The 21,460-nt window shown below is 60.3% G+C and carries 14 protein-coding genes and 1 pseudogene; 4 read left to right on the plus strand and 11 right to left on the minus strand.

Translation table 11 applies throughout. The annotated features are described in order from the left end of the window. Window positions 1–95 precede the first annotated feature (95 nt). From ACZZ0Q_RS22225 to aguA, 3 genes are all read left to right on the plus strand, one after another. On the plus strand, window positions 96–737 hold the full coding sequence (locus tag ACZZ0Q_RS22225) for a TetR/AcrR family transcriptional regulator (protein WP_463540759.1): 642 nt from the start codon (window positions 96–98) through the stop codon (window positions 735–737). A 136-nt stretch (window positions 738–873) separates the two neighbouring features. Continuing rightward, the gene (aguB, locus tag ACZZ0Q_RS22230) at window positions 874–1,752 is read left to right on the plus strand and encodes an N-carbamoylputrescine amidase (protein ID WP_463540758.1); all 879 of its coding nucleotides are present in this window, start codon (window positions 874–876) and stop codon (window positions 1,750–1,752) included. Window positions 1,753–1,849: 97 nt separating this feature from the next. Continuing rightward, window positions 1,850–2,944: an agmatine deiminase gene (gene aguA / locus ACZZ0Q_RS22235; RefSeq protein WP_463560938.1), complete on the plus strand. Its 1,095-nt coding sequence runs from the start codon at window positions 1,850–1,852 to the stop codon at window positions 2,942–2,944. Window positions 2,945–3,088: 144 nt separating this feature from the next. On the opposite strand, the gene ACZZ0Q_RS22240 is transcribed toward aguA, so the two are convergent. The 9 genes from ACZZ0Q_RS22240 to ACZZ0Q_RS22280 form a co-directional block, all read right to left on the minus strand. Then, window positions 3,089–4,072 (minus strand): GGDEF domain-containing protein, encoded by a 984-nt coding sequence (locus ACZZ0Q_RS22240; RefSeq protein ID WP_463540756.1) that lies wholly within the window; start codon window positions 4,070–4,072, stop codon window positions 3,089–3,091. 123 nt (window positions 4,073–4,195) lie between these two features. Beyond that, window positions 4,196–5,383 (minus strand): delta-9 fatty acid desaturase DesA, encoded by a 1,188-nt coding sequence (gene desA, locus ACZZ0Q_RS22245; RefSeq protein WP_463540755.1) that lies wholly within the window; start codon window positions 5,381–5,383, stop codon window positions 4,196–4,198. 420 nt (window positions 5,384–5,803) lie between these two features. Then, window positions 5,804–6,019 (minus strand): TOBE domain-containing protein, encoded by a 216-nt coding sequence (locus tag ACZZ0Q_RS22250; RefSeq protein ID WP_056842174.1) that lies wholly within the window; start codon window positions 6,017–6,019, stop codon window positions 5,804–5,806. 43 nt (window positions 6,020–6,062) lie between these two features. Further along, window positions 6,063–6,884 carry an aliphatic sulfonates ABC transporter ATP-binding protein gene (gene ssuB / locus ACZZ0Q_RS22255; protein ID WP_463384450.1) on the minus strand — a complete coding sequence of 274 codons (822 nt, stop codon included), beginning with the start codon at window positions 6,882–6,884 and terminating at the stop codon, window positions 6,063–6,065. After that, a complete protein-coding gene (gene ssuC, locus ACZZ0Q_RS22260; protein WP_122497696.1) occupies window positions 6,881–7,672 on the minus strand; it encodes an aliphatic sulfonate ABC transporter permease SsuC in 792 nt (263 codons plus the stop codon). Before ssuC ends, ssuB begins: the two co-directional genes overlap by 4 nt. A gap of 1 nt (window position 7,673) precedes the next feature. After that, complete coding sequence (gene ssuD / locus ACZZ0Q_RS22265; RefSeq protein ID WP_463384448.1) at window positions 7,674–8,858, minus strand: FMNH2-dependent alkanesulfonate monooxygenase; 1,185 nt, start codon at window positions 8,856–8,858, stop codon at window positions 7,674–7,676. Between the two features lie 73 nt (window positions 8,859–8,931). Beyond that, window positions 8,932–9,897, minus strand: coding sequence for a sulfonate ABC transporter substrate-binding protein (locus tag ACZZ0Q_RS22270; RefSeq protein ID WP_122497700.1), 966 nt, complete (start codon window positions 9,895–9,897; stop codon window positions 8,932–8,934). Window positions 9,898–10,080: 183 nt separating this feature from the next. Further along, window positions 10,081–10,674: an NADPH-dependent FMN reductase gene (ssuE, locus tag ACZZ0Q_RS22275; protein ID WP_463540754.1), complete on the minus strand. Its 594-nt coding sequence runs from the start codon at window positions 10,672–10,674 to the stop codon at window positions 10,081–10,083. Window positions 10,675–10,759: 85 nt separating this feature from the next. Beyond that, entirely contained in the window at window positions 10,760–11,398 is a 639-nt protein-coding gene (locus tag ACZZ0Q_RS22280; protein ID WP_463384446.1) for a peroxiredoxin, read from the minus strand. A 234-nt stretch (window positions 11,399–11,632) separates the two neighbouring features. Here ACZZ0Q_RS22280 and ACZZ0Q_RS22285 point away from each other — a divergent pair, with 234 nt between their 5' ends. Next, on the plus strand, window positions 11,633–12,628 hold the full coding sequence (locus ACZZ0Q_RS22285) for a sulfate ABC transporter substrate-binding protein (RefSeq protein WP_463540753.1): 996 nt from the start codon (window positions 11,633–11,635) through the stop codon (window positions 12,626–12,628). 66 nt (window positions 12,629–12,694) lie between these two features. Here the strand turns inward: ACZZ0Q_RS22285 and ACZZ0Q_RS22290 are convergent, their stop codons facing one another. Both ACZZ0Q_RS22290 and ACZZ0Q_RS22295 read right to left on the minus strand, forming a co-directional pair. Next, on the minus strand, window positions 12,695–17,323 hold the full coding sequence (locus ACZZ0Q_RS22290; protein WP_463542273.1) for a beta strand repeat-containing protein: 4,629 nt from the start codon (window positions 17,321–17,323) through the stop codon (window positions 12,695–12,697). Between the two features lie 72 nt (window positions 17,324–17,395). Then, window positions 17,396–21,358: pseudogene (locus ACZZ0Q_RS22295) on the minus strand (Ig-like domain-containing protein); the annotation flags it as partial. Window positions 21,359–21,460 lie beyond the last annotated feature (102 nt).

Below are 21,460 nucleotides of genomic sequence, written 5' to 3' on the forward strand. Positions count from 1 at the left end.
TGTGGGAGCGGCTTCAGCCGCGATGCTCTTCCAGCCCCCGCTTGCCCATCACCTGTGGCCTGACGTCCAATAGCGCCTCGATCAAGGAGAGCCTTATGCAGCGTCCCGCCACCGCCCGCAAACCCCGCGCCAGCAGCCAGGCGCGCATCGCGTCCATTCTCGATGCCGCGCGCGCCTTGTTAGCGGAGGAAGGCGTTGCCGGCCTGTCGATTTACAGCGTGGCCGAGCGCGCGCTGATGCCGCCCTCCTCCGTGTACCACTTCTTCGCCAGCGTGCCGGCTATTCTGGAAGCGCTGACGGCGGATGTGCACGCCGCCTTTCGCGCGACCCTCGAGTGCCCCATCGACCACGCCAGCCTGCAGCACTGGCGCGACCTTTCGCGCTTGGTCGAGCAGCGCATGCTGGACATCTACACGGGCGATGCCGCCGCCCGGCAGTTGATTCTCGCCCAGCACGGGCTCGCTGAAGTCACCCAGGCCGACCGCCAGCACGACATCGAACTGGGCCGGCTGCTGCACGCCCTGTTCGACCGCCACTTCCCCCTGCCGCAATTGCCCACCGAGCTGGATGTGTTTGCCCTGGCGCTGGAACTCAGCGACCGCGTGTACGCCCGCTCGGTGCAGCAATACGGCGAGATCACCCCGCGCCTGGCCGAAGAAGGCATGCGTGTGTTCGATGTTTATCTGGGTTTGTACCTGCCGGCATTCCTGCCAAAGCGCGAGACGCGGGCTAAATAACCGATATTTATCTGCTTATTTATCGATAAATAGCTACCAATAGACAAAATCACCTTCTAAGTCAGATTTTTATCGACTATAAAGTGGCACCTGCAAAACGGCTTTTAGGGCCTGCCAACAAGAAAAGAGGTGTTTGATGTCTCGTACCGTAACTGTCGCCGCCACGCAGATGGCCTGTTCCTGGGACCGTGCCGCGAATATCGCCACGGCGGAAAAACTGGTTCGCGAAGCCGCTGCCAAGGGCGCGCAAATCATCCTGATTCAGGAGCTGTTCGAGACGCCCTACTTCTGCCAGAAGCCCAATCCCGAGTACCTGCAACTGGCCACGCCAACCGAAACCAACGCCGCCATCGCCCATTTCCAGAAGGTGGCCAAAGAGCTCAGCGTGGTGTTGCCCATCAGCTACTTCGAACTGGCCGGGCGCGCGCGTTTCAACAGCATCGCCATCATCGACGCCGACGGCAGCAACCTCGGTGTGTACCGCAAAAGCCACATTCCCGATGGCCCCGGCTACCACGAGAAGTACTATTTCAACCCCGGCGACACCGGCTTCAAGGTGTGGAAAACCCGCTACGCCAAAATCGGCGTGGGCATTTGCTGGGACCAGTGGTTCCCCGAATGTGCCCGCAGCATGGCGCTGATGGGCGCGGAAATTTTGTTCTACCCCACCGCGATCGGCAGCGAGCCGCATGACAAAACCATCAGCTCGCGCGACCACTGGCAGCGCGTGCAACAAGGCCATGCCGGCGCTAACCTGATGCCGCTGATTGCCTCCAACCGCATCGGCAACGAAGCGCAAGACGGCTACGACATCATCTTCTACGGCTCCTCATTTATCGCCAACCAGTTCGGCGAAAAGGTCGAGGAACTCAACGAAATCGAAGAAGGCGTGCTGGTGCATACTTTCGACTTGGACCAACTCGAACACATCCGCAGCGCCTGGGGCAGCTTCCGTGATCGTCGGCCGAACCTGTACGGCCCGATCAAAACCCTAGACGGTGCGCTCGAATCCTGACACCTACCTGTAGGAGCGGCTTTAGCCGCGATGCTTTTCTCCACCAACAGCATCGCGGCTAAAGCCGCTCCTACAAGTACCCAACAAGGTATTTGCAATGACCACACTGACCTCCACCCCCCGCGCCGACGGCTTTTCCATGCCAGCCGAGTGGGCGCCGCACAGCCAAACCTGGATGGTGTGGCCGCAGCGCCCGGACAACTGGCGCCTGGGCGGCAAGCCGGCGCAAGCGGCGTTTACCGCCGTGGCCAAAGCCATTGCCCGCTTTGAACCGGTGACCGTCTGCGTGAACGCCGACCAATACGAAAACGCCCGCGCGCGCCTGGATGCCGACAATATTCGCGTGGTGGAAATCACCACGGACGACGCCTGGGTGCGCGACACCGGCCCGACCTTCGTGCGCAACGCCAGCGGCGAAATTCGCGGCGTGGACTGGACTTTCAACGCCTGGGGCGGCTTCGACGGCGGGCTGTATTCGCCCTGGACCCGTGATGACCAGGTGGCCAGCAAAATTCTCGAAATCGAACGCCGCGACCGCTACCGCACCGAAGGCTTTGTGCTCGAAGGCGGCTCGATTCACGTCGACGGCGAAGGCACGGTGATCACCACCGAAGAATGCCTGCTCAACCGCAACCGCAACCCGCACCTAAGCCGCGAAGACATCGAAGCGGTGTTGCGCGATCACTTGGCCATCGACACCGTGATCTGGCTGCCCGATGGCCTGTTCAACGACGAAACCGACGGCCACGTCGACAACTTCTGCTGCTACGTGCGCCCCGGCGAAGTGCTGCTGGCCTGGACCGACGACACACAGAACCCCAACTACGAACGCTGCCAGGCCGCCATGCGCGTGCTGGAAAGCGTGAAAGACGCCAAGGGTCGCCAACTGGTCGTGCACAAAATGCCGATTCCTGGCCCGCTGTACGCCACCGATGAAGAATGCGCAGGCGTGGATTTGGTGGCGGGTACGCAAGAGCGCGACCCGTCGATTCGCCTGGCCGGCTCGTACGTTAACTTCCTGATCGTCAACGGCGGCATCATCGCCCCCAGCTTCGACGACCCGAAAGACGCCGAAGCCAAAGCGATCTTGCAGCGGCTGTTTCCAGAGCATGAAGTGGTGATGGTGCCAGGGCGGGAGATTTTGCTGGGCGGTGGGAATATTCACTGCATTACGCAGCAGCAGCCGGCCTGACCGCGTAGCCCGCTACCCTCTCCCCCAGCCCCTCTCCCGCAAGCGGGCGAGGGGAGCAGAACGCCGATCAACCCGAAAACGCCGCATCGCCCCCTCTGCCCGCTTTGCGGGAGAGGGCTGGGGAGAGGGTTTGGGTCGAGCCGCTTAAGCCCGAATAATCCGGTTCTTCCCCTGCCGCTTGGCGTTGTACATCGCCGCGTCGGCGCGGGCGAACAGGGTGTCGAGGGTGACGTCGGCATCGGTCAGGCTGGTCAGCCCCTGGCTCACCGTCACGCCGAAGGTCACGCCGTTGCAGCTGAATACCAGTCGCTGAATTTCCCGCTGCAAGCGCTCGGCAATTTGCAGGGCCAACTCCTCGGTGCAGCAGGGGAATAGCGCAGCGAACTCCTCCCCACCGATACGCCCGAACAAGTCGCCACGACGCAACGCGGCGCTGCCGCACTGGGCGATACGCTGCAGCACCACGTCGCCCATCTGGTGGCCGTAGGTGTCGTTGATCTGTTTGAAGTTATCCACATCCAGCAGCAGAAAGGCCAACGGCGCTTCTTCCTGAGTCGCTTGCTGGAATTCGGTGTGGGCGCATTCGAAGAAGTAGCGGCGGTTGCTGCTTTGCGTCAGCACGTCGGTGGTGGCCAGGCGATGCAACTCGCCTTCCAGGTGTTTCTTCTCGGTGATGTCTTCGGCAATGCCGACCACAATCAGCGGCTTGCCGGCTTCGGCCTGGCGGCTGATAAAGCATTTGTCGCTCAGCCACCGCAATTGGCCGTCGGCTCGCAGAATGCGGTATTCGCGGTCTTCAACGGCGCCTTTGACCAGCACCTCGGCGAGGGTGGCGGCGGCGTGCTCGACATCGTCGGGGTAGATGCTGTTCAGCCATTCCCCGTAGTCGGCCATCAGCAAGCCTGCGTTACGGCCGAACACGCGCTCGTAGGCGGGGCTGACGTAGAGAATGCGCTGGGCATCCCAGTCGAACGCCCATAGCACGATGTTTACGCTGTCCAGCAGCGAGCTGAACATCTGCTCACGCTCGCGCAAACGCTCCACTTCGCCGCGGCTATGCAGCAGCGCCAGAGTCAGTTCTTCCAACTCGGGGGAAAGTGGCAGTGTTAATGGGGGATGTTCGTCCATTAGATGTCCTTTTCTATCAACGAAACTACGACCATCGACGCGGCATAAGGTGCCAATCCATGACACAGAAAAAAGCCCGCCAATCGGCGGGCTTTGACGCTTTATGGCGCAGTTATAGCCTGTTTACAGCGCGTTTGCCGGACGCAACGAGTAGGTTTTGAGGTGCTCCGCAAAATCACGCAACGACTGAATGCCGCTGGCCTCCGCTTCATGCACCCAAAGCTTCATCGCCTCGAGCATGTCGTGGCCATTGCTGCTGGTTTTCACCCAGATGTGTTGCAGCGCCAGGCGCTTTTCGTAGATCACTTTCAGCGCCTGGCTTTGCTCCAGCATGGCCTGAATGCGCTGATGATGGCGCTCTTCCAGCAAGCTGGTTTCGCGCGACAGCAACCGCTTGGCGCGGTGGAATTTAGCCCGAACCGAGGCGTCGGCTTTGGCCAGTTCCAGCTTCACCAGCGGCGCGATAACGGCGCGGCGGTACTGGGCCATGATCTGGAAGCGGTTGTTGAGGATGGCCATGGCGGTGTCCATGTCCAGGTAGCCCTTGCCCGACACGCGGTGAGCAATCGGGGCCACGCGCTGCACCTTGGCCAGGCGAAAAAAGCTGAACAGTTGAATCCAGGCCCAGCCCATGTCGAATTCCCACTTGCGAACCGACAACTTCGCCGAGTTCGGGTAGGTGTGGTGGTTGTTATGCAGCTCTTCGCCGCCGATCAAAATGCCCCACGGCACCAGGTTGGTGGCGGCATCGCGGCATTCGAAGTTGCGGTAGCCGACGGCATGGCCCAAACCGTTGATAACGCCGGCAGCCCACACGGGAATCCACATCATCTGCACGGCCCACACGGTGATACCGAGCGCGCCAAACAGGGCCAGGTCGATCACCGCCATAATGGCGATACCGCCCAATGGGAAGCGCGAGTACACCTTGCGCTCAATCCAGTCTTCGGGGCAGTTCTTGCCATAGATACGCAGGGTTTCGGGGTTTTCCGCTTCGGCGCGATACAGTTCCGCGCCTTTGCGCAGCACGGTCGACAACCCTTTGATAACCGGGCTGTGCGGGTCGTCAGCGGTTTCGCATTTGGCGTGGTGTTTGCGGTGAATGGCAGTCCATTCACGGGTGTTCTGGCCGGTGGTCATCCACAGCCAGAAACGGAAAAAGTGCTTGAGCGCAGGGTGCAGTTCCAACGAGCGGTGCGCGGAATAGCGATGCAGATAAACCGTCACCGACACAATGGTCACGTGGGTCATCAGCAAGGTAACCGCCAGAACCTGCCAGGCAGACAGGTCGAGAAAACCGTTGTACCACATAGATGGAGCTACCTCGGAAAAGTGAACGCCGGCTGGATCAACCTGGCGTGGCATTATCTCTAAGCAGTGTGAGAAAACCACCCTGCACTTAGATCAAAATATGTTCAATTTCTGGGTGCTCTGTACGGCTGGCGATCAATTTCGAGGAAGACTGTTGGCGGTTGCGGCCCAAACGCGCATCGCCAGCGCTCGCCGACATCACCGATTGCGCACCTGAGGAAATAATCGGCTGTTGTGCGGGAATGCTTAGGCCCGCTCGTCATGACGGCGCGGTGTGTGACGATGGAGCAAGCCAGACGGCGGCGCTCTTCGGCGCGCCTTAAAAGCATCGAGGCTGAAGCCTCTCCACAACAAGCGCGAACGCGGTCCCTGTGGGAGAGGCTTCAGCCTCGATTTCCTGGAAGCATCGGTGCCAGCAACTTACAGCTTGGCAATCGACACTTCAGTGGATTTCACGAACGCAATCACTTCGCTGCCCACACCCAGCTCTAGCTCTTTGACCGAGCGGGTGGTGATCACGGAGGTGACGATGCCGGAGGCGGTTTGTACGTCGATTTCCGACAACACGTCGCCCAGTACGATTTCCTTGATGGTGCCTTTGAATTGGTTACGGACGTTGATCGCTTTAATGGTCATGGTGTTTCTCCTGGTACGTGAGTAATTGCTTCGAGTCAGTGAGTTACAAGGCCCAGCGCAGTTGCGTGGGCAGAGGTGATACCGGTTCTGGTGGTGGTGGGCCCGGTGGAATTTCGAGAACACGGTTGAGCACTTCGGCTTCCAGCGCGGCCAAGCGCGCCGAGCCCCGTTGCCGTGGACGCGCCAGGTGCACGGGCAAGTCCAGGCCGATGTGGCCGTCTTCAATCAGAATCACGCGGTCGGCAATCGCCACCGCTTCGCTGACGTCGTGGGTCACCAGCAGCACGGTGAAGCCGTGTTTCTGCCAGAGGCTTTCGATCAGTTGCTGCATTTCAATGCGGGTCAACGCGTCGAGGGCGCCCAGGGGTTCGTCGAGCAGCAGCAAACGCGGTTGGTGAATCAGCGCGCGCGCCAGGGCAACGCGTTGCTTCTGTCCGCCCGACAATGCCGCCGGCCATTCGTGGGCACGTTCTGCCAGCCCAACGGCCTGCAACGCTTCCAGCGCACGGGGGCGCCAGTCGCCGCCAAGGCCCAGGCCGACGTTGTCGATGACTCGCTTCCACGGCAGCAGGCGCGAGTCTTGGAACATCAGGCGCGTGTCTTCGCGCGCTTCGCTGAGCGGCGCCGAACCAGCGAGCAAGGCGCCGCTGGTGGGCGTGTCGAGCCCCGCCAACAGGCGCAGCAAGGTGCTTTTGCCACAGCCGCTACGGCCAACCACGGCAACGAACTGCCCGGCCGGAATCAGCAGCTCGATGTCATGCAACACCTCGCGCTCGCCAAAGGCTTTGTGCAGCCCACGCACCGCCAGCGGAATGCCGCCTTTGAGGTGCTGCGGGGCCACGTGATTTGCGTTGAATGCGTTCATGCGGCACCGCCTTTTTTAACTTGGTAAGCCGGATGCCAGCGCAACCACACACGCTCCAGACCGCGCGCCGTGGTGTCAGCCAGTTTGCCCAGCAAGGCGTAGAGCAGAATCGCCACTACCACCACATCGGTCTGCAGGAATTCACGGGCGTTCATGGCCAGGTAACCGATGCCGGAGCTGGCCGAAATGGTCTCGGCCACAATCAGCGTCAGCCACATAAAGCCCAGGGCAAAACGCACGCCGACCAGAATCGAGGGCAAGGCGCCCGGCAGAATCACCTGACGGAACAGACCGAAGCCCGACAACCCGTAGCTGCGCGCCATCTCCACCAGCGCCGGGTCGACGTTGCGAATGCCGTGGTAGGTGTTGAGGTAAATGGGGAACACAGTGCCGAGGGCGACGAGAAAAATCTTTGCCGACTCGTCGATGCCGAACCACAGGATCACCAGCGGAATGAGCGCCAGGTGCGGCACGTTACGAATCATCTGCACCGTGCTGTCGAGGAAGCGTTCACCCCACTTCGACAGCCCGGTGATAAAGCCCAAGGTCAGGCCGATGCTGCCGCCTATCAGAAAGCCGATGCCGGCGCGCCAGCCGCTGATGGCCAGGTGGTGCCAGATATCGCCGCTGCTGACCAGCGCCACTGCCGCGTCGAATACCGCGCTCGGCGCCGGCAGAATGCGCGTCGACAGCCAACCGGCGACCACCGCCAATTGCCAGATCGCCAACAGCGCCACCGGCAGCACGAACGGCGCAAGGCGGTTAAGGATGTTATGCCCGGCTTTCATTTCAAGCTCCCGTAGGAGCGAGCTTGCTCGCGAAGCTCTTGGCGTCGCTCGCCGATTTCGGCAGCACATCGTTGGCGATCATTTCGCCAAACGGGCTGACGTAGCTGGCGCCTTCTGGGCGTTGTGGACGCGCCACATCCAAATGCGGGAACAACAACTCGGCCACGCGGTACGACTCTTCCAGGTGCGGGTAGCCAGAGAAGATGAACGTGTCGATACCCAGGTCGGCGTATTCCTTCACCCGCGCCGCCACGGTTGGGCCATCGCCGACCAGCGCGGTGCCGGCGCCGCCGCGCACCAGGCCAACGCCGGCCCACAGGTTGGGGCTGACTTCGAGGTTGTCTTTGTTGCCGCCGTGCAGGGCAGCCATACGTTGCTGGCCCACGGAGTCGAAGCGCGCGAGCGAGGCTTGGGCGCGTTTGATGGTGTCGTCATCCAGATGGGAGATCAGCCGGTCTGCCGCTGCCCACGCTTCTTCGTTGGTTTCGCGCACGATCACGTGCAAGCGAATACCAAAGCGCACGGTGCGGCCATGCTTGGCGGCTTTCTCGCGCACCTGGGCAATTTTCTCGGCGACGGCGGCTGGCGGCTCGCCCCAGGTCAGAACCATTTCCACCTGCTCGGCGGCGAGGTCTTGGGCGGCGCCTGAAGAGCCGCCGAAATACAGCGGCGGACGCGGTTGTTGCAGCGGCGGGTAGAGCAGCTTCGCGCCTTTCACGCTGATGTGTTTGCCGTCGTAGTCCACGGTTTCGCCTTCCAGCACGCGGCGCCAGATGCGGGTGAATTCAACCGAGGCTTCGTAGCGTTCTTCGTGGCTCAGAAACAGACCGTCGCCGGCCAGTTCGTCGGGATCGCCGCCGGTCACCAGGTTGAACAGCGCGCGGCCGTTGGACAGCCGGTCCAGCGTGGCCGCCTGGCGCGCCGCAACCGTCGGCGAAATGATGCCGGGGCGCAGCGCAACGAGAAATTTGAGTTGGGTGGTTACTGGAATCAACGAAGCGGCCACCAGCCAGGAGTCTTCGCAGGACCGCCCTGTCGGGATCAGCACGCCACCGAAACCGAGGCGGTCAGCCGCCTGGGCAATCTGTTGCAGGTAGCCGTGATCGACCGCGCGAGCGCCCTCAGCGGTGCCAAGGTAATGACCGTCGCCGTGGGTGGGAAGAAACCAGAAAATGTTCAAGCTCATGGGAGTTGTCTCCTTAGTGCCCTCCCCAACCGGGGAGGGATGCTGCAAATGGGGTTTGTTATCGGCGCTGCACTTACTGCGCGGTGGCCACGCTGGCAGGCGGCGTCCAGATCACGTCCTTGATGCTCAAGGGTTTGGGAATCAGCTTGAGTTGGTAGAAGGTGTCGGCGATTTTCTGCTGCGCGGTGACCACTTCCGGGGTAATGAAATGGGCGCCGTAGCCTTGGCGTTTCACCGCCGTGAGGGTGATTTCCTTCGACAGGCCCAGCAGCGGCGCAACCTGATCGGTGACGGCCTGCGGGTCGGCTTTGGAGTCTTCGCCCACGGCGCGCACTTCATCGATGAGGGCGGCGATTACTTTCGGGTTTTTCTGCGCATAGGGTTTGGTGGCCAGGTAGAACTGGTGGTTATCCACCAGGCCTTTGCCGTCACGCAGGGTGCGTGCGCCCAACTGGTTTTCGGCGGCAGCCTGGAAGGGATCCCAGATAACCCAGGCGTCGACACTGCCGCGCTCGAAGGCGGCGCGGGCGTCGGCGGGCGCCAGGAAGGCAACGTCGATATCGCTGTATTTCAGGCCGGCATCTTCAAGCGCGCGCACCAGCAGGTAATGCACGTTGGAGCCCTTGTTGAGCACCACTTTTTTGCCCTTGAGTTCTTTCACCGATTTGATCGGCGAATCCTTCGGCACCAGGATCGCTTCGCTCAGCGGCGCGGGCGGCTCGTAGGCGACGTAGGTCAGGTCGGCGCCAGCGGCTTGGGCAAATACCGGCGGTGTTTCGCCGGTAACGCCGAAGTCGACCGAGCCGACGTTCAAGCCTTCCAGCAACTGAGGGCCGCCGGGGAACTCGGTCCATTTAACGTCTACGCCTTGCTCGGCCAGACGTTTCTCCAAGGTGCCCTTGGCTTTGAGCAGCACCAGGGTGCCGTACTTCTGATAACCGATTCGCAGGGTTTCGGCTTGTGCTTGGCTGATGGCGCCGAAAGCTGTGGCCGCGACAAACAGGGCGACCAGACTCCGACGCAAAGTAACTGGGCGCATGGCGCTCTCCTTTGCTGTTTAAGTGGTGTCGCCTGCTTGCCCGTTGGCGGGTGAGTAAGGCTGATGATGTTTGGTTTTTTAATGCCCCCTCTCCCTGAGGGAGAGGGCTGGGGTGAGGGGAAAATTTCAACGGCCCCTCACCCCCAGCCCCTCTCCCGCAAGCGGGAGAGGGGAGTCAAAGCGTCAAATACTCCAGTTCGCCGCGAGCAACCGCTGGTTCAACACGTTCGGGTCCAGGGGTTTTGGTCGGCGGGCCAGGGCGCTGTGGAATTGTTCCAGTGCTTCGTCCAAACGCTGTTCCAGGCTGGCCGCCAACTGCGCGGGCGCGCCGTTTTCGCCATAGGCGATCTGGCTGTCGTCGGCGAACACACCGTGCTGCACTTCTTGCGCTTTCAATGCGGTGAGCACCGGGCGCAGGGCGTAATCCACCGCGAGCATGTGCGCTTTGCTGCCGCCGGTGGAGAACGGCAGCAGCACTTTGTGCTCCAGCGCGCGCTCGGGCAGCAGGTCGAGCATCACTTTCAGCGCCCCGGAAAACGAGGCCTTGTACACCGGCGTCGCAATCAACAGACCGTCCGCCGCCGCCACGTGGGCTTGCAGGGTTTGAATCTGCGGGCTGTCGAACCGGGCGTGCAGTAATTCTTCGGCGTTGAAATCCTGAATGCGGTAGCTCACCACTTCCACGCCATGCTGTTGCAGCCAACGCTGCGAGCGCTCCAGCAAGATTCCACTACGGGATCTCTGGCTAGGACTGCCGCTCAACGAAACCACTAACATTGCTTACTCCTTGCCTTGCCGACTTGTTGCTGGAGGCCACTGCCTCAAGGCTCAAGCGCGCTCAGGTAGTAACGGCTGCTCGGTATCAGCGATTGGGTTGAGGGGTCAGGCGCAGGTACGGTTTCACCGCGCGGTAGCCTTTGGGGAAGCGCTGCTTGATTTCGTCTTCGTCACGCAGCGACGGCACGATCACCACTTCATCACCGTCCTGCCAGTTGGCCGGGGTGGCGACTTTGTAGTTGTCGGTGAGTTGCAGCGAGTCGATCACGCGCAGAATTTCATTGAAATTGCGGCCCGTGCTGGCGGGGTAGGTGATGGTCAGGCGCACCTTTTTGTTCGGGTCGATCACGAACAGCGAACGCACGGTGAGGGTGTCGTTGGCGTTGGGGTGAATCAGGTCGTACAAGCCCGAAACCTTGCGGTCGGCGTCGGCAATGATCGGGAAACCCACCAGGGTGCTTTGGGTTTCGTTGATGTCGTCAATCCACTTCAAGTGTGAGTCGACCGGGTCTACCGACAGGGCAATCACTTTCACGCCGCGCTCGGCGAATTGGTCTTTCAGCTTGGCGGTAAAGCCCAGCTCGGTGGTGCACACCGGGGTGAAATCCGCGGGGTGCGAAAACAAAACGCCCCAGCTATTGCCCAACCACTCGTGAAAACGAATGCGGCCTTGGCTAGAGTCTTGTTCGAAGTCGGGGGCGATGTCGCCGAGTCTGAGGCTCATGGTGCAGCTCCTGGTGCAAGTCGATGCGTGGGGCTCACTATGCTCAGGCTGCGTTCAAATTAAAAAGAATAAATAACAATTTATTTATATGTTTATGGAATATGCGATTCGACCTCAGGCGCGACCGCGCGGCATAAGCAAGGAAGCAATTAGTCTTTATCAGAATAAACGGATGCTTTTATCATCCGCCGATTAACTCATTTGCCCATGGATTCAGGACTCAGGACTTACTCAATGAAGCGATTGCTCACAACCTCCCTGCTCGCCGCCAGCCTGGCCGTGGCTTCCACCGTACAGGCCGCCACATTGCTGAACGTTTCCTACGACGTGATGCGCGACTTCTACAAGGACTACAACGCTGCCTTCCAGAAACACTGGCAAGCCGAGGGCAATCCTGAGCTGACCTTGCAGATGTCCCACGGCGGCTCGAGCAAGCAGGCGCGCGCAGTGATTGATGGTCTGCAAGCCGACGTCATCACCATGAACATGGCCACCGACATCAACGCCCTGCATGACAACGGCAACCTCATTCCTGAAAACTGGGCCACCCGCCTGCCCGACAACAGCGCGCCGTTCACCTCGGCCACCGTGTTTATCGTGCGCAAAGGCAACCCGAAAGCGCTAAAAGATTGGCCAGACTTGCTCAAAGACGGCGTGCAAGTTGTAGTGCCGAACCCGAAAACCTCGGGCAACGGTCGCTACACCTACCTGTCCGCGTGGGGCTACGTGCTCAAACAAGGCGGCGACGAAAAAGCCGCGCGCGAATTCGTCGGCAAACTGTTCAAGCAAGCGCCTGTGCTCGACACCGGCGGCCGTGCAGCCACCACCACCTTTATGCAAAACAACATCGGCGACGTGCTGGTGACCTTCGAAAACGAAGCGGAAATGATCGCCCGTGAATTCGGCCGTGGCAGCTTCGAAGTGGTGTACCCAAGCGTGTCGGCCGAGGCCGAGCCGCCGGTGACCGTGGTCGACAAAGTGGTCGACAAAAAGGGCACCCGCAAAGAAGCCGAGGCGTACCTGAACTATCTGTGGTCCGACGATGCGCAACGCATCGCCGCCAACAACTACCTGCGCCCACGCAACGCCAAGATTCTTGCCGAATTCTCGGATCGTTTCCCGAAGGTGGAGTTTTTGCCAGTGGTGAAAACCTTTGGCGAATGGCCGGTGATTCAGAAGACTCACTTTAATGATGGTGGGGTGTTTGATCAGGTGTATGGAGGGCAGTAAGCGCCGTCCGCAAGACGAAAAAAAGCCCGGCATTGCGCCGGGCTTTTTTCGCACACCTGAACGGCTTCAGGGCTGAATAAACTCAACGCTCACCGTCGAATTTGAGCCTGCGCTATCGGCTCTCACCAGCGCTGTCCCTAGCACTTTAGAGCTGGTAAGCACCATGGTTGCCAGGCCGTTTGCATCGGTGTTGGACCTGGTCTGGATTACGCCGCCTGGGAAACCACCGGCGCTGGTGGTCCAGTTCACCGAAGCACTGACCTTGGGGTTGCCGTTGGCATCCATAACGCTAGCCGTGAGGGTCGAGGTGCTGGTGCCATTCGCGGCAATAGCGGTCGGCGAGGCACTCAATGTCACCGTCTTTTCAGGGCTATTGAACGTTATCGGATACGTATTTGAGGCAGTCCCTGCGCTCGCCGTTACGGTGGCTACGCCTGGCGTCGTGGAGCTTGTTAGCTCGACGGAAGCAGCCCCGTTGGAAGCCGTTACAGACGACTGAGCAGACAGGTCTCCCGCCGTGGTAAGCCAATCAACCGTGACGCCTGCGTCCAACACATTGTTATTAACGTCTCTTACCGTGGCGTTTAACGTAACGCTGCTAGTTCCATCCGCAGCGATGGAACTAGCGCTTACGTTGAAAAAAACCTTTGCCGCCTCGCCTGGAATAAAGGTCACGACAACCCGCCCGACGGCCGCGTCCGCTACAGCGAACACGCTGACGCTACCGATTCGCGTGGGGCTTCTGATCACCGTGGTGGCGACGCCGTCATCGTCAGTGGTAGACGATGTGCTGACCAGCGTACCCGTCTTGGCCGTCCAGGCTACCGTCACACCGGAGCCCACCAGGTTTCCATTTACATCCTTAATCGTTGCGCTGATCGTCGACTCGCTTACGCCGTCGGCCACTATCGATTCCTCGCTGCTGGTTACATCAGCGGTTGCTGGGGCCCCTGGAACGAAGTCCACATCTACCGAATCGCTTACCGTGCCGGCAGTCGCCTTGACGGTCGCTTTCTTGGTACGAGTCGAACTGGTCAGCACAACCGTCGCCACACCGTCTGAGTCGGTATCGGAGGTCGAAGCCGTCAAGTCACCCGCCGTTGTGCTCCAGGTCACGGTTGTACCTGCGCCTACCAGATTGCCGTGGGCATCTTTCACTTCGGCACTGAGGGTGGATGTGCTTGCGCCGTCCGCTTCAATCGAAGCAGGCGACGCAGTCACCGTCATGGTTGCTGCCGCACCGGCGGTGAAATCAACGCTCGCAGTGTTGCTGGCAGCACCGCTGGTGGCCGTTACTGTGGCGCTACCGGCGAGGGTGGCGCTGGTCAGGGTTACCGTCGCAACACCCGATGCGTTGGTGGTAGACGACTGCGTAGCCAACGCACCGGCAGTAGTGGCCCAACCTACAGCGATACCGGCACCCACAGCATTGCCGTTGGCGTCGGTCACCGTTGCGCTGATCGTCGACGTGCTGGTGCCATTCGCTTCAATCGAAGCTGGCGACGCAGTAACCGTCATGGTTGCTGCCGCACCGGCGGTGAAATCAACGCTCGCAGTGTTGCTGGCAGCGCCGCTGGTGGCCGTGACTGTCGCACTACCGGCCAGGGTGGCGCTGGTCAGGGTCACCGTCGCAACACCCGATGCGTCGGTGGTAGATGACTGCGCACCCAACGCACCGGCAGTAGCGGTCCAGTCCACGGCTTTGCCTACTACCAGGTTGCCGTTGGCGTCGATCACCGTTGCGCTGATCGTCGACGTGCTGGTGCCATTCGCTTCAATCGAAGCAGGCGACGCCGTAACCGTCATGGCTGCTGCCGCACCGGCGGTGAAATCAACGCTCGCAGTGTTGCTGGCAGCACCGCTGGTGGCCGTGACTGTGGCGCTACCCGCGAGGGTGGCGCTGGTCAGGGTTACCGTCGCAACACCCGATGCGTTGGTGGTAGACGACTGCACAGCCAACGCACCGGCAGTAGTGGCCCAACCCACAGCGATACCTGCGCCTACGGCATTGCCGTTGGCGTCGATCACCGCTGCGCTGATCGTCGACGTGCTGGTGCCATTCGCTTCAATCGAAGCTGGCGACGCAGTAACCGTCATGGTTGCTGCCGCACCGGCGGTGAAATCAACGCTCGCGGTGTTGCTGGCAGCACCGCTGGTGGCCGTTACTGTGGCGCTACCGGCGAGGGTGGCGCTGGTCAGGGTTACCGTCGCAACACCCGATGCGTTGGTGGTGGATGACTGCGCACCCAACGCACCGGCAGTAGCGGTCCAGTCCACGGCTTTGCCTACTACCAGGTTGCCGTTGGCGTCGATCACCGTTGCGCTGATCGTCGACGTGCTGGTGCCGTTCGCTTCAATCGAAGCTGACGACGCCGTAACCGTCATGGTCGCTGCCGCACCGGCGGTGAAATCAACGCTCGCGGTGTTGCTGGCAGCACCGCTGGTGGCCGTTACTGTCGCACTACCGGCGAGGGTGGCGCTGGTCAGGGTTACCGTCGCAACACCCGATGCGTTGGTGGTAGACGACTGCGTAGCCAACGCACCGGCAGTAGTGGCCCAACCCACAGCGATACCTGCGCCTACGGCATTGCCGTTGGCGTCGATCACCGTTGCGCTGATCGTCGACGTGCTGGTGCCATTCGCTTCAATCGAAGCAGGCGACGCAGTAACCGTCATGGTTGCTGCCGCACCGGCGGTGAAATCAACGCTCGCAGTGTTGCTGGCAGCACCGCTGGTGGCCGTTACCGTCGCGCTACCCGCGAGGGTGGCGCTGGTCAGGGTTACCGTCGCAACACCCGATGCGTCGGTGGTGGATGACTGCGCACCCAACGCACCGGCAGTAGCGGTCCAGTCCACGGCTTTGCCTACTACCAGGTTGCCGTTGGCGTCGATCACCGTTGCGCTGATCGTCGACGTGCTGGTGCCATTCGCTTCAATCGAAGCTGGCGACGCCGTAACCGTCATGGTTGCTGCCGCACCGGCGGTGAAATCAACGCTCGCAGTGTTGCTGGCAGCACCGCTGGTGGCCGTTACTGTGGCGCTACCGGCGAGGGTGGCGCTGGTCAGGGTTACCGTCGCAACACCAGATGCGTCAGTTGTGGATGACTGCGCACCCAACGCACCGGCGGTAGCGGTCCAGTCCACGGTTTTACCTGCTACCAGGTTGCCGTTAACGTCTTTAACCGTGGCGCTAATGGTCGACGTGCTCGTGCCGTTTGCTTCAATCGAAGCTGACGACGCAGTCACCGTCATGGTTGCTGCCGCACCGGCGGTGAAATCAACGCTCGCATTGTTGCTGGCAGCACCGCTGGTGGCCGTTACTGTGGCGCTACCGGCGAGGGTGGCGCTAGTCAGGGCTACCGTCGCAACACCAGATGCGTTGGTGGTGGATGACTGCACAGCCAACGCACCGGCGGTAGCGGTCCAGTCCACGGTTTTACCTGCTACCAGGTTGCCGTTAACGTCTTTAACCGTGGCGCTAATGGTCGACGTGCTGGTGCCATTCGCTTCAATCGAAGCAGGCGACGCAGTAACCGTCATGGTTGCTGCCGCACCGGCGGTGAAATCAACGCTCGCAGTGTTGCTGGCAGCGCCGCTGGTGGCCGTGACTGTCGCACTACCGGCCAGGGTGGCGCTGGTCAGGGTTACCGTCGCAACACCCGATGCGTCGGTGGTAGATGACTGCGCACCCAACGCACCGGCAGTAGCGGTCCAGTCCACGGCTTTGCCTACTACCAGGTTGCCGTTGGCGTCTTTAACCGTGGCGCTAATGGTCGACGTGCTGGTGCCGTTCGCTTCAATCGAAGCTGGCGACGCAGTAACCGTCATGGTTGCCGCAGCACCGGCGGTGAAATCAACGCTCGCAGTGTCGCTGGCAGCACCGCTGGTGGCCGTGACTGTGGCGCTACCGGCGAGGGTGGCGCTGGTCAGGGTTACCGTCGCAACACCCGATGCGTTGGTGGTAGACGACTGCGTAGCCAACGCACCGGCAGTAGTGGCCCAACCCACAGCGATACCTGCGCCTACGGAATTGCCGTTGGCGTCGGTCACCGTTGCGCTGATTGTCGACGTGCTGGTGCCATTCGCTTCAATCGAAGCAGGCGACGCCGTAACCGTCATGGTTGCTGCCGCACCGGCGGTGAAATCAACGGTCGCGGTGTTGCTGGCAGCACCGCTGGTGGCCGTTACCGTCGCGCTACCCGCGAGGGTGGCGCTGGTCAGGGTTACCGTCGCAACACCCGATGCGTTGGTGGTGGATGACTGCGCACCCAACGCACCGGCAGTAGCGGTCCAGTCCACGGCTTTGCCTACTACTAGGTTGCCGTTGGCGTCTTTAACCGTGGCGCTAATGGTCGACGTGCTGGTGCCGTTCGCTTCAATCGAAGCTGACGACGCAGCCACCGTCACGGCTGCTGCCGCACCGGCGGTGAAATCAACGCTCGCGGTGTTGCTGGCAGCACCGCTGGTGGCCGTTACTGTGGCGCTACCGGCGAGGGTGGCGCTGGTCAGGGTTACCGTCGCAACACCCGATGCGTCAGTGGGAGATGACTGCGCACCCAACGCACCGGCAGTAGCGGTCCAGTTGACGGTTTTACCTGCTACCAGGTTGCCGTTAACGTCTTTAACCGTGGCACTAATAATCGACGTGCTGGTGCCGTTCGCTTCAATGGAATCAGGCGAAGCGGTGACATCCATTGCGGTTGCTGCACCGGCGGTGAAATTAACTTCGGCGGTATTACTCGCCGAACCGCTTGTGGCTGTGACGGTGGCTTGGCCGGAAGTGGTAGCACTGGTCAGTTCAACCGTCGCTACACCGCTTGCATTGGTGGTGGACGAAGTGTTGGCCAACGTACCGGCGCTGGTGCTCCAGCTCACAGTTTTGCCTACTACCACGTTGCCGTTAACGTCTTTAACCGTGGCGCTAATGGTCGAGGTGCTCGTGCCGTTTGCTTCAATTGAATCAGGCGAAGCACTGACATCCATTGCGGTTGCTGCACCAGCGGTGAAATCAACCTCGGCGGTATTGCTCGCCGAACCGCTTGTGGCCGTCACAGTGGCTTGGCCGGAAGTGGTAGTGCTGGTCAGCTCAACCGTCGCTACACCGCTTGCATTGGTGGTGGACGAAGTGTTGGCCAACGTACCGGCGCTGCTGCTCCAGCTCACAGTTTTACCTGCTACCAGGTTGCCGTTAACGTCTTTAACCGTGGCACTAATGATCGACTTGCTCGTGCCGTTCGCTTCAATGGAATCAGGCGAAGCGGTGACATCCATTGCGGTTGCTGCACCGGCGGTGAAATTAACTTCGGCGGTATTACTCGCCGAACCGCTTGTGGCTGTGACGGTGGCTTGGCCGGAAGTGGTAGCACTGGTCAGTTCAACCGTCGCCACACCGCTTGCATCAGTGGTGGACGAAGTGTTGGCCAAGGTCCCCGCACTGCTGCTCCAGCTTACGGTTTGGCCTGCCACCAAGTTGCCGTTAACGTCTTTAACCGTGGCGCTAATGGTCGACTTGCTCGTGCCGTTTGCTTCAATTGAATCAGGCGAAGCACTGACATCCATTGCGGTTGCTGCACCAGCGGTGAAATCAACCTCGGCGGTACTACTCGCCGCACCGCTTGTGGCCGTCACAGTGGCTTGGCCGGAAGTGGTGGTGCTGGTCAGTTCAACCGTCGCCACACCGCTTGCATTGGTAGTAGAAGAAGTGTTGGCCAACGCACCGGCACTGGTGCTCCAGCTCACAGTTTTGCCTGCTACCAGATTGCCGTTAACGTCTGTAACCGTGGCACTGATGGTCGACTTGCTTGTGCCATTCGCTTCAATGGAATCAGGCGAAGCAGTGACATTCATTGATGAAGCTGCACCAGCAGTGAAATCAACCTCGGCGGTATTACTCGCCGCACCGCTTGTGGCTGTCACGGTGGCTTGGCCGGAAGTGGTAGCGCTGGTCAGTTCAACCGTCGCTACACCGCTTGCATTGGTGGTGGAAGAAGTGTTGGCCAACGCACCGGCACTGGTGCTCCAGCTCACACTTTTGCCTGCTACCGAGTTGCCGTTGACGTCTATAACCGTGGCGCTGACGGTCGACTTGCTGGTGCCGTTCGCCTCAATCGAACTAGGCGACGCAGTGACATCCATTGCGGCGGCTGCACCGGCAGTGAAATTAACTTCGGCGGTACTACTCGCCGAACCGCTTGCGGCACTCACAGTGGCCAGGCCGGAAGTGGTAGCGCTAGTGAGGGTAACCGTGGCCACACCGCTTGCATCAGTGGTGGACGATGCGCTCGATAGATTGCCAGCATTGGTGCCCCAGGTAACGCTCACTCCGGCACCTACGGCATTTGCGTTGGCATCTTTGACAGCTGCGGTGATAGCGGACGTGCTCGTGCCATCGGCAACAATCGCGATAGGCGAAGCAGTGACGGTCATGGTTCCGGGAGCGCCAGCGGTGAAATCGATGGCGGCAGTGTTAGTCGCAGAACCGGTTGTGGCAGTCACCGTGGCTTTGCCGGAAGTGGTAGCGCTGGTCAGTTCAACCGTCGCTACACCGCTTGCATTGGTGGTGGACGAGGTGCTTGCCAACATGCCAGCGCTAGTGGCCCAGGTAACGCTCACACCGGCGCCTACGGCGTTTCCGTTGGCATCTGTCACAGCTGCGCTGATAGACGATGTGCTTGTCCCATCCGCGACAATTGCACTAGGCGAAGCACTGACGGTCAGGTTTGCGGCTGCGCCAGCGGCGAAATCCACGCTTGCGTTTTTGCTGGCCGAACCGCTGCTTGCCGTCACAGTGGCGCTACCGGTAACGGTGGCACTGGTTAACGTCACTGTCGCCACCCCACTCGCATCGGTGGTGGAGGACTGAGCTCCCAACGTACCGGCGCTCGTGCTCCAGTTCACGTTCACACCGGTGCCTACGGCGTTGCCGTTAGCATCTGTCACCGTTGCGCTGATGGTGGAGGTGCTGGTGCCGTTGGCAACAATCGAGACGGGCGAAGCAACGACAGTCATCGTGGCCGCGGCGCCGGCAGTGAAGTCGACGTTAATCGTGCGCTTCGTCGCACCGTATGCTGCCTCGACGGTCGTCACGCCTGCGACCTTGCTGCTCATTAGCGTCACGGACGCTTCGCCGTTTGCGTCGGTAGTGGAGCTGTTGCTCGACAGCGTACCTGCGGAGGTCACCCAGTTCACCGTAACGCCGGCTGCACGTGGCTGCTTGCTGGCGCCAAGAATCTTGAGTTTTATCGTGCTGGAATCTTTTCCCGTTGCAGTAATAGCGACCGGTTGAGCGGTCAGCAGAAACCCTACAGATTGGACACTTATTTGCATCGGATTGGAGACAACGGCCCGCCCCGACTTATCGGTTCCAACAGCTTGCAAGCTGTAGACGTTCAAGCCGGTATTGTCATACGCGGGAAGTTGAACGGTGCCTTGACCGCTTCCATCATAAGGCAGAGCAAAGCTAGCCGCGGTGCCTGTCCAACTAATGGATTTCAAGGTCGCAGCGCCTTTAATCGCGAAAGGAACAACTTTGAATTCCGTATCGGAAATGACGGCGGGCAAGCTTATTTCAGCGCCCACTTTTTTATGGTCAAGCACGATTTCGTTATTACGGGATACCAGGTCGTAGCGCATGTTTTCCAACATGCGGCTGGCCATCACATTACTGCTAGAGAGCTGTTTTGACAGCGGGTCGCCGAGTCGATAGTTCAGTGCGAGATTTGCCGACGTTTCGGCCATTCCGTGTTGCCCAACACGGCGATCGACGCTTAAGCCAATTAATGGAATCGGGTTATAGGTGACACCAACACTCAAGGCGCGCGGATCTTTCTGACGGTTGTTTGTACCAAACAAACTGACCTCGTCGCCATAGAGCTGTTCGAACGCGACCTTGGCACCAAGTTGAGGGTAAGAGGCTAAGTACCCTTGCGCTCGAAGATCCCACCCTTTGGCAGGTCGTTCTAGGTAATCGGCTTGGTCTGGGGATGCCTTCCAGTCAGAAAGCGGCTGATAGGCGTTGGCGCTTAACTTGAGAAAGTCCGTCCATGCTTCGACACCCACACCGAGGCGGGCGTTCTTACCCGTTACATCCCTGTCATAAAAGCTGTTGCCGCCCAACAGCCACCCTTCGACGTTGCGGCGATAACCGAGACCCAAGTTGACGGTATTGCGGTAGTCCTCGGTGTAAGTATTAGCACGGCGAACGCCGGACTGTATGAAGAGTAGATTTTTGCCCTCGTTATAGAAGGGCATCAATAAATCAAGACTCCCACCGCGGACTCCGCCGTTACCTGCTCTTAAAGCGAGCTCGGAAGTGATGTGATGGCTATCGAACCAGTTTCGGCTGGCTTCACTTGCAGCGCCCGATATAAGCCCTACGCCTCGGCTTACCGCATCCTCAAGCCCTTGGCTTCGACCGCGCGACGCAGCTGGACCGAAATCAGTCCGCGCCTCACCCGCGTACAGCCAATCGTACGAAGCATTCGTTAACGGAACGTTCGAGGGAATGGCTGCAGCAGCACTACCCAGCTCCGGCAGGTTCTGCTGCTGCGCAGGCACGGGTGCGGAGACCTGCGCAACCGCAGGAATAAGCGGTGACAGCGCAACACTGCACGCGAGGTATAGCGATAAGAGTTTTCGGGAGAACGAATACACGGTTTTCGACTTCCATAGCGCGAAGATATGAGAAGCCGAAGTGTGTGAGCGAAACGCAGCGAAAGCGGTCGGGCGCACCTCACAACGGCGTAGGGAAATACCCTACAAGCGTCTAAATAAGGGCTACATAAACGCGCACATGTCGGACGGTCGCAACGGAGCTTGGCGATTCGCTTATCG

Source organism: Pseudomonas sp. AC070, from assembly GCF_979258635.1.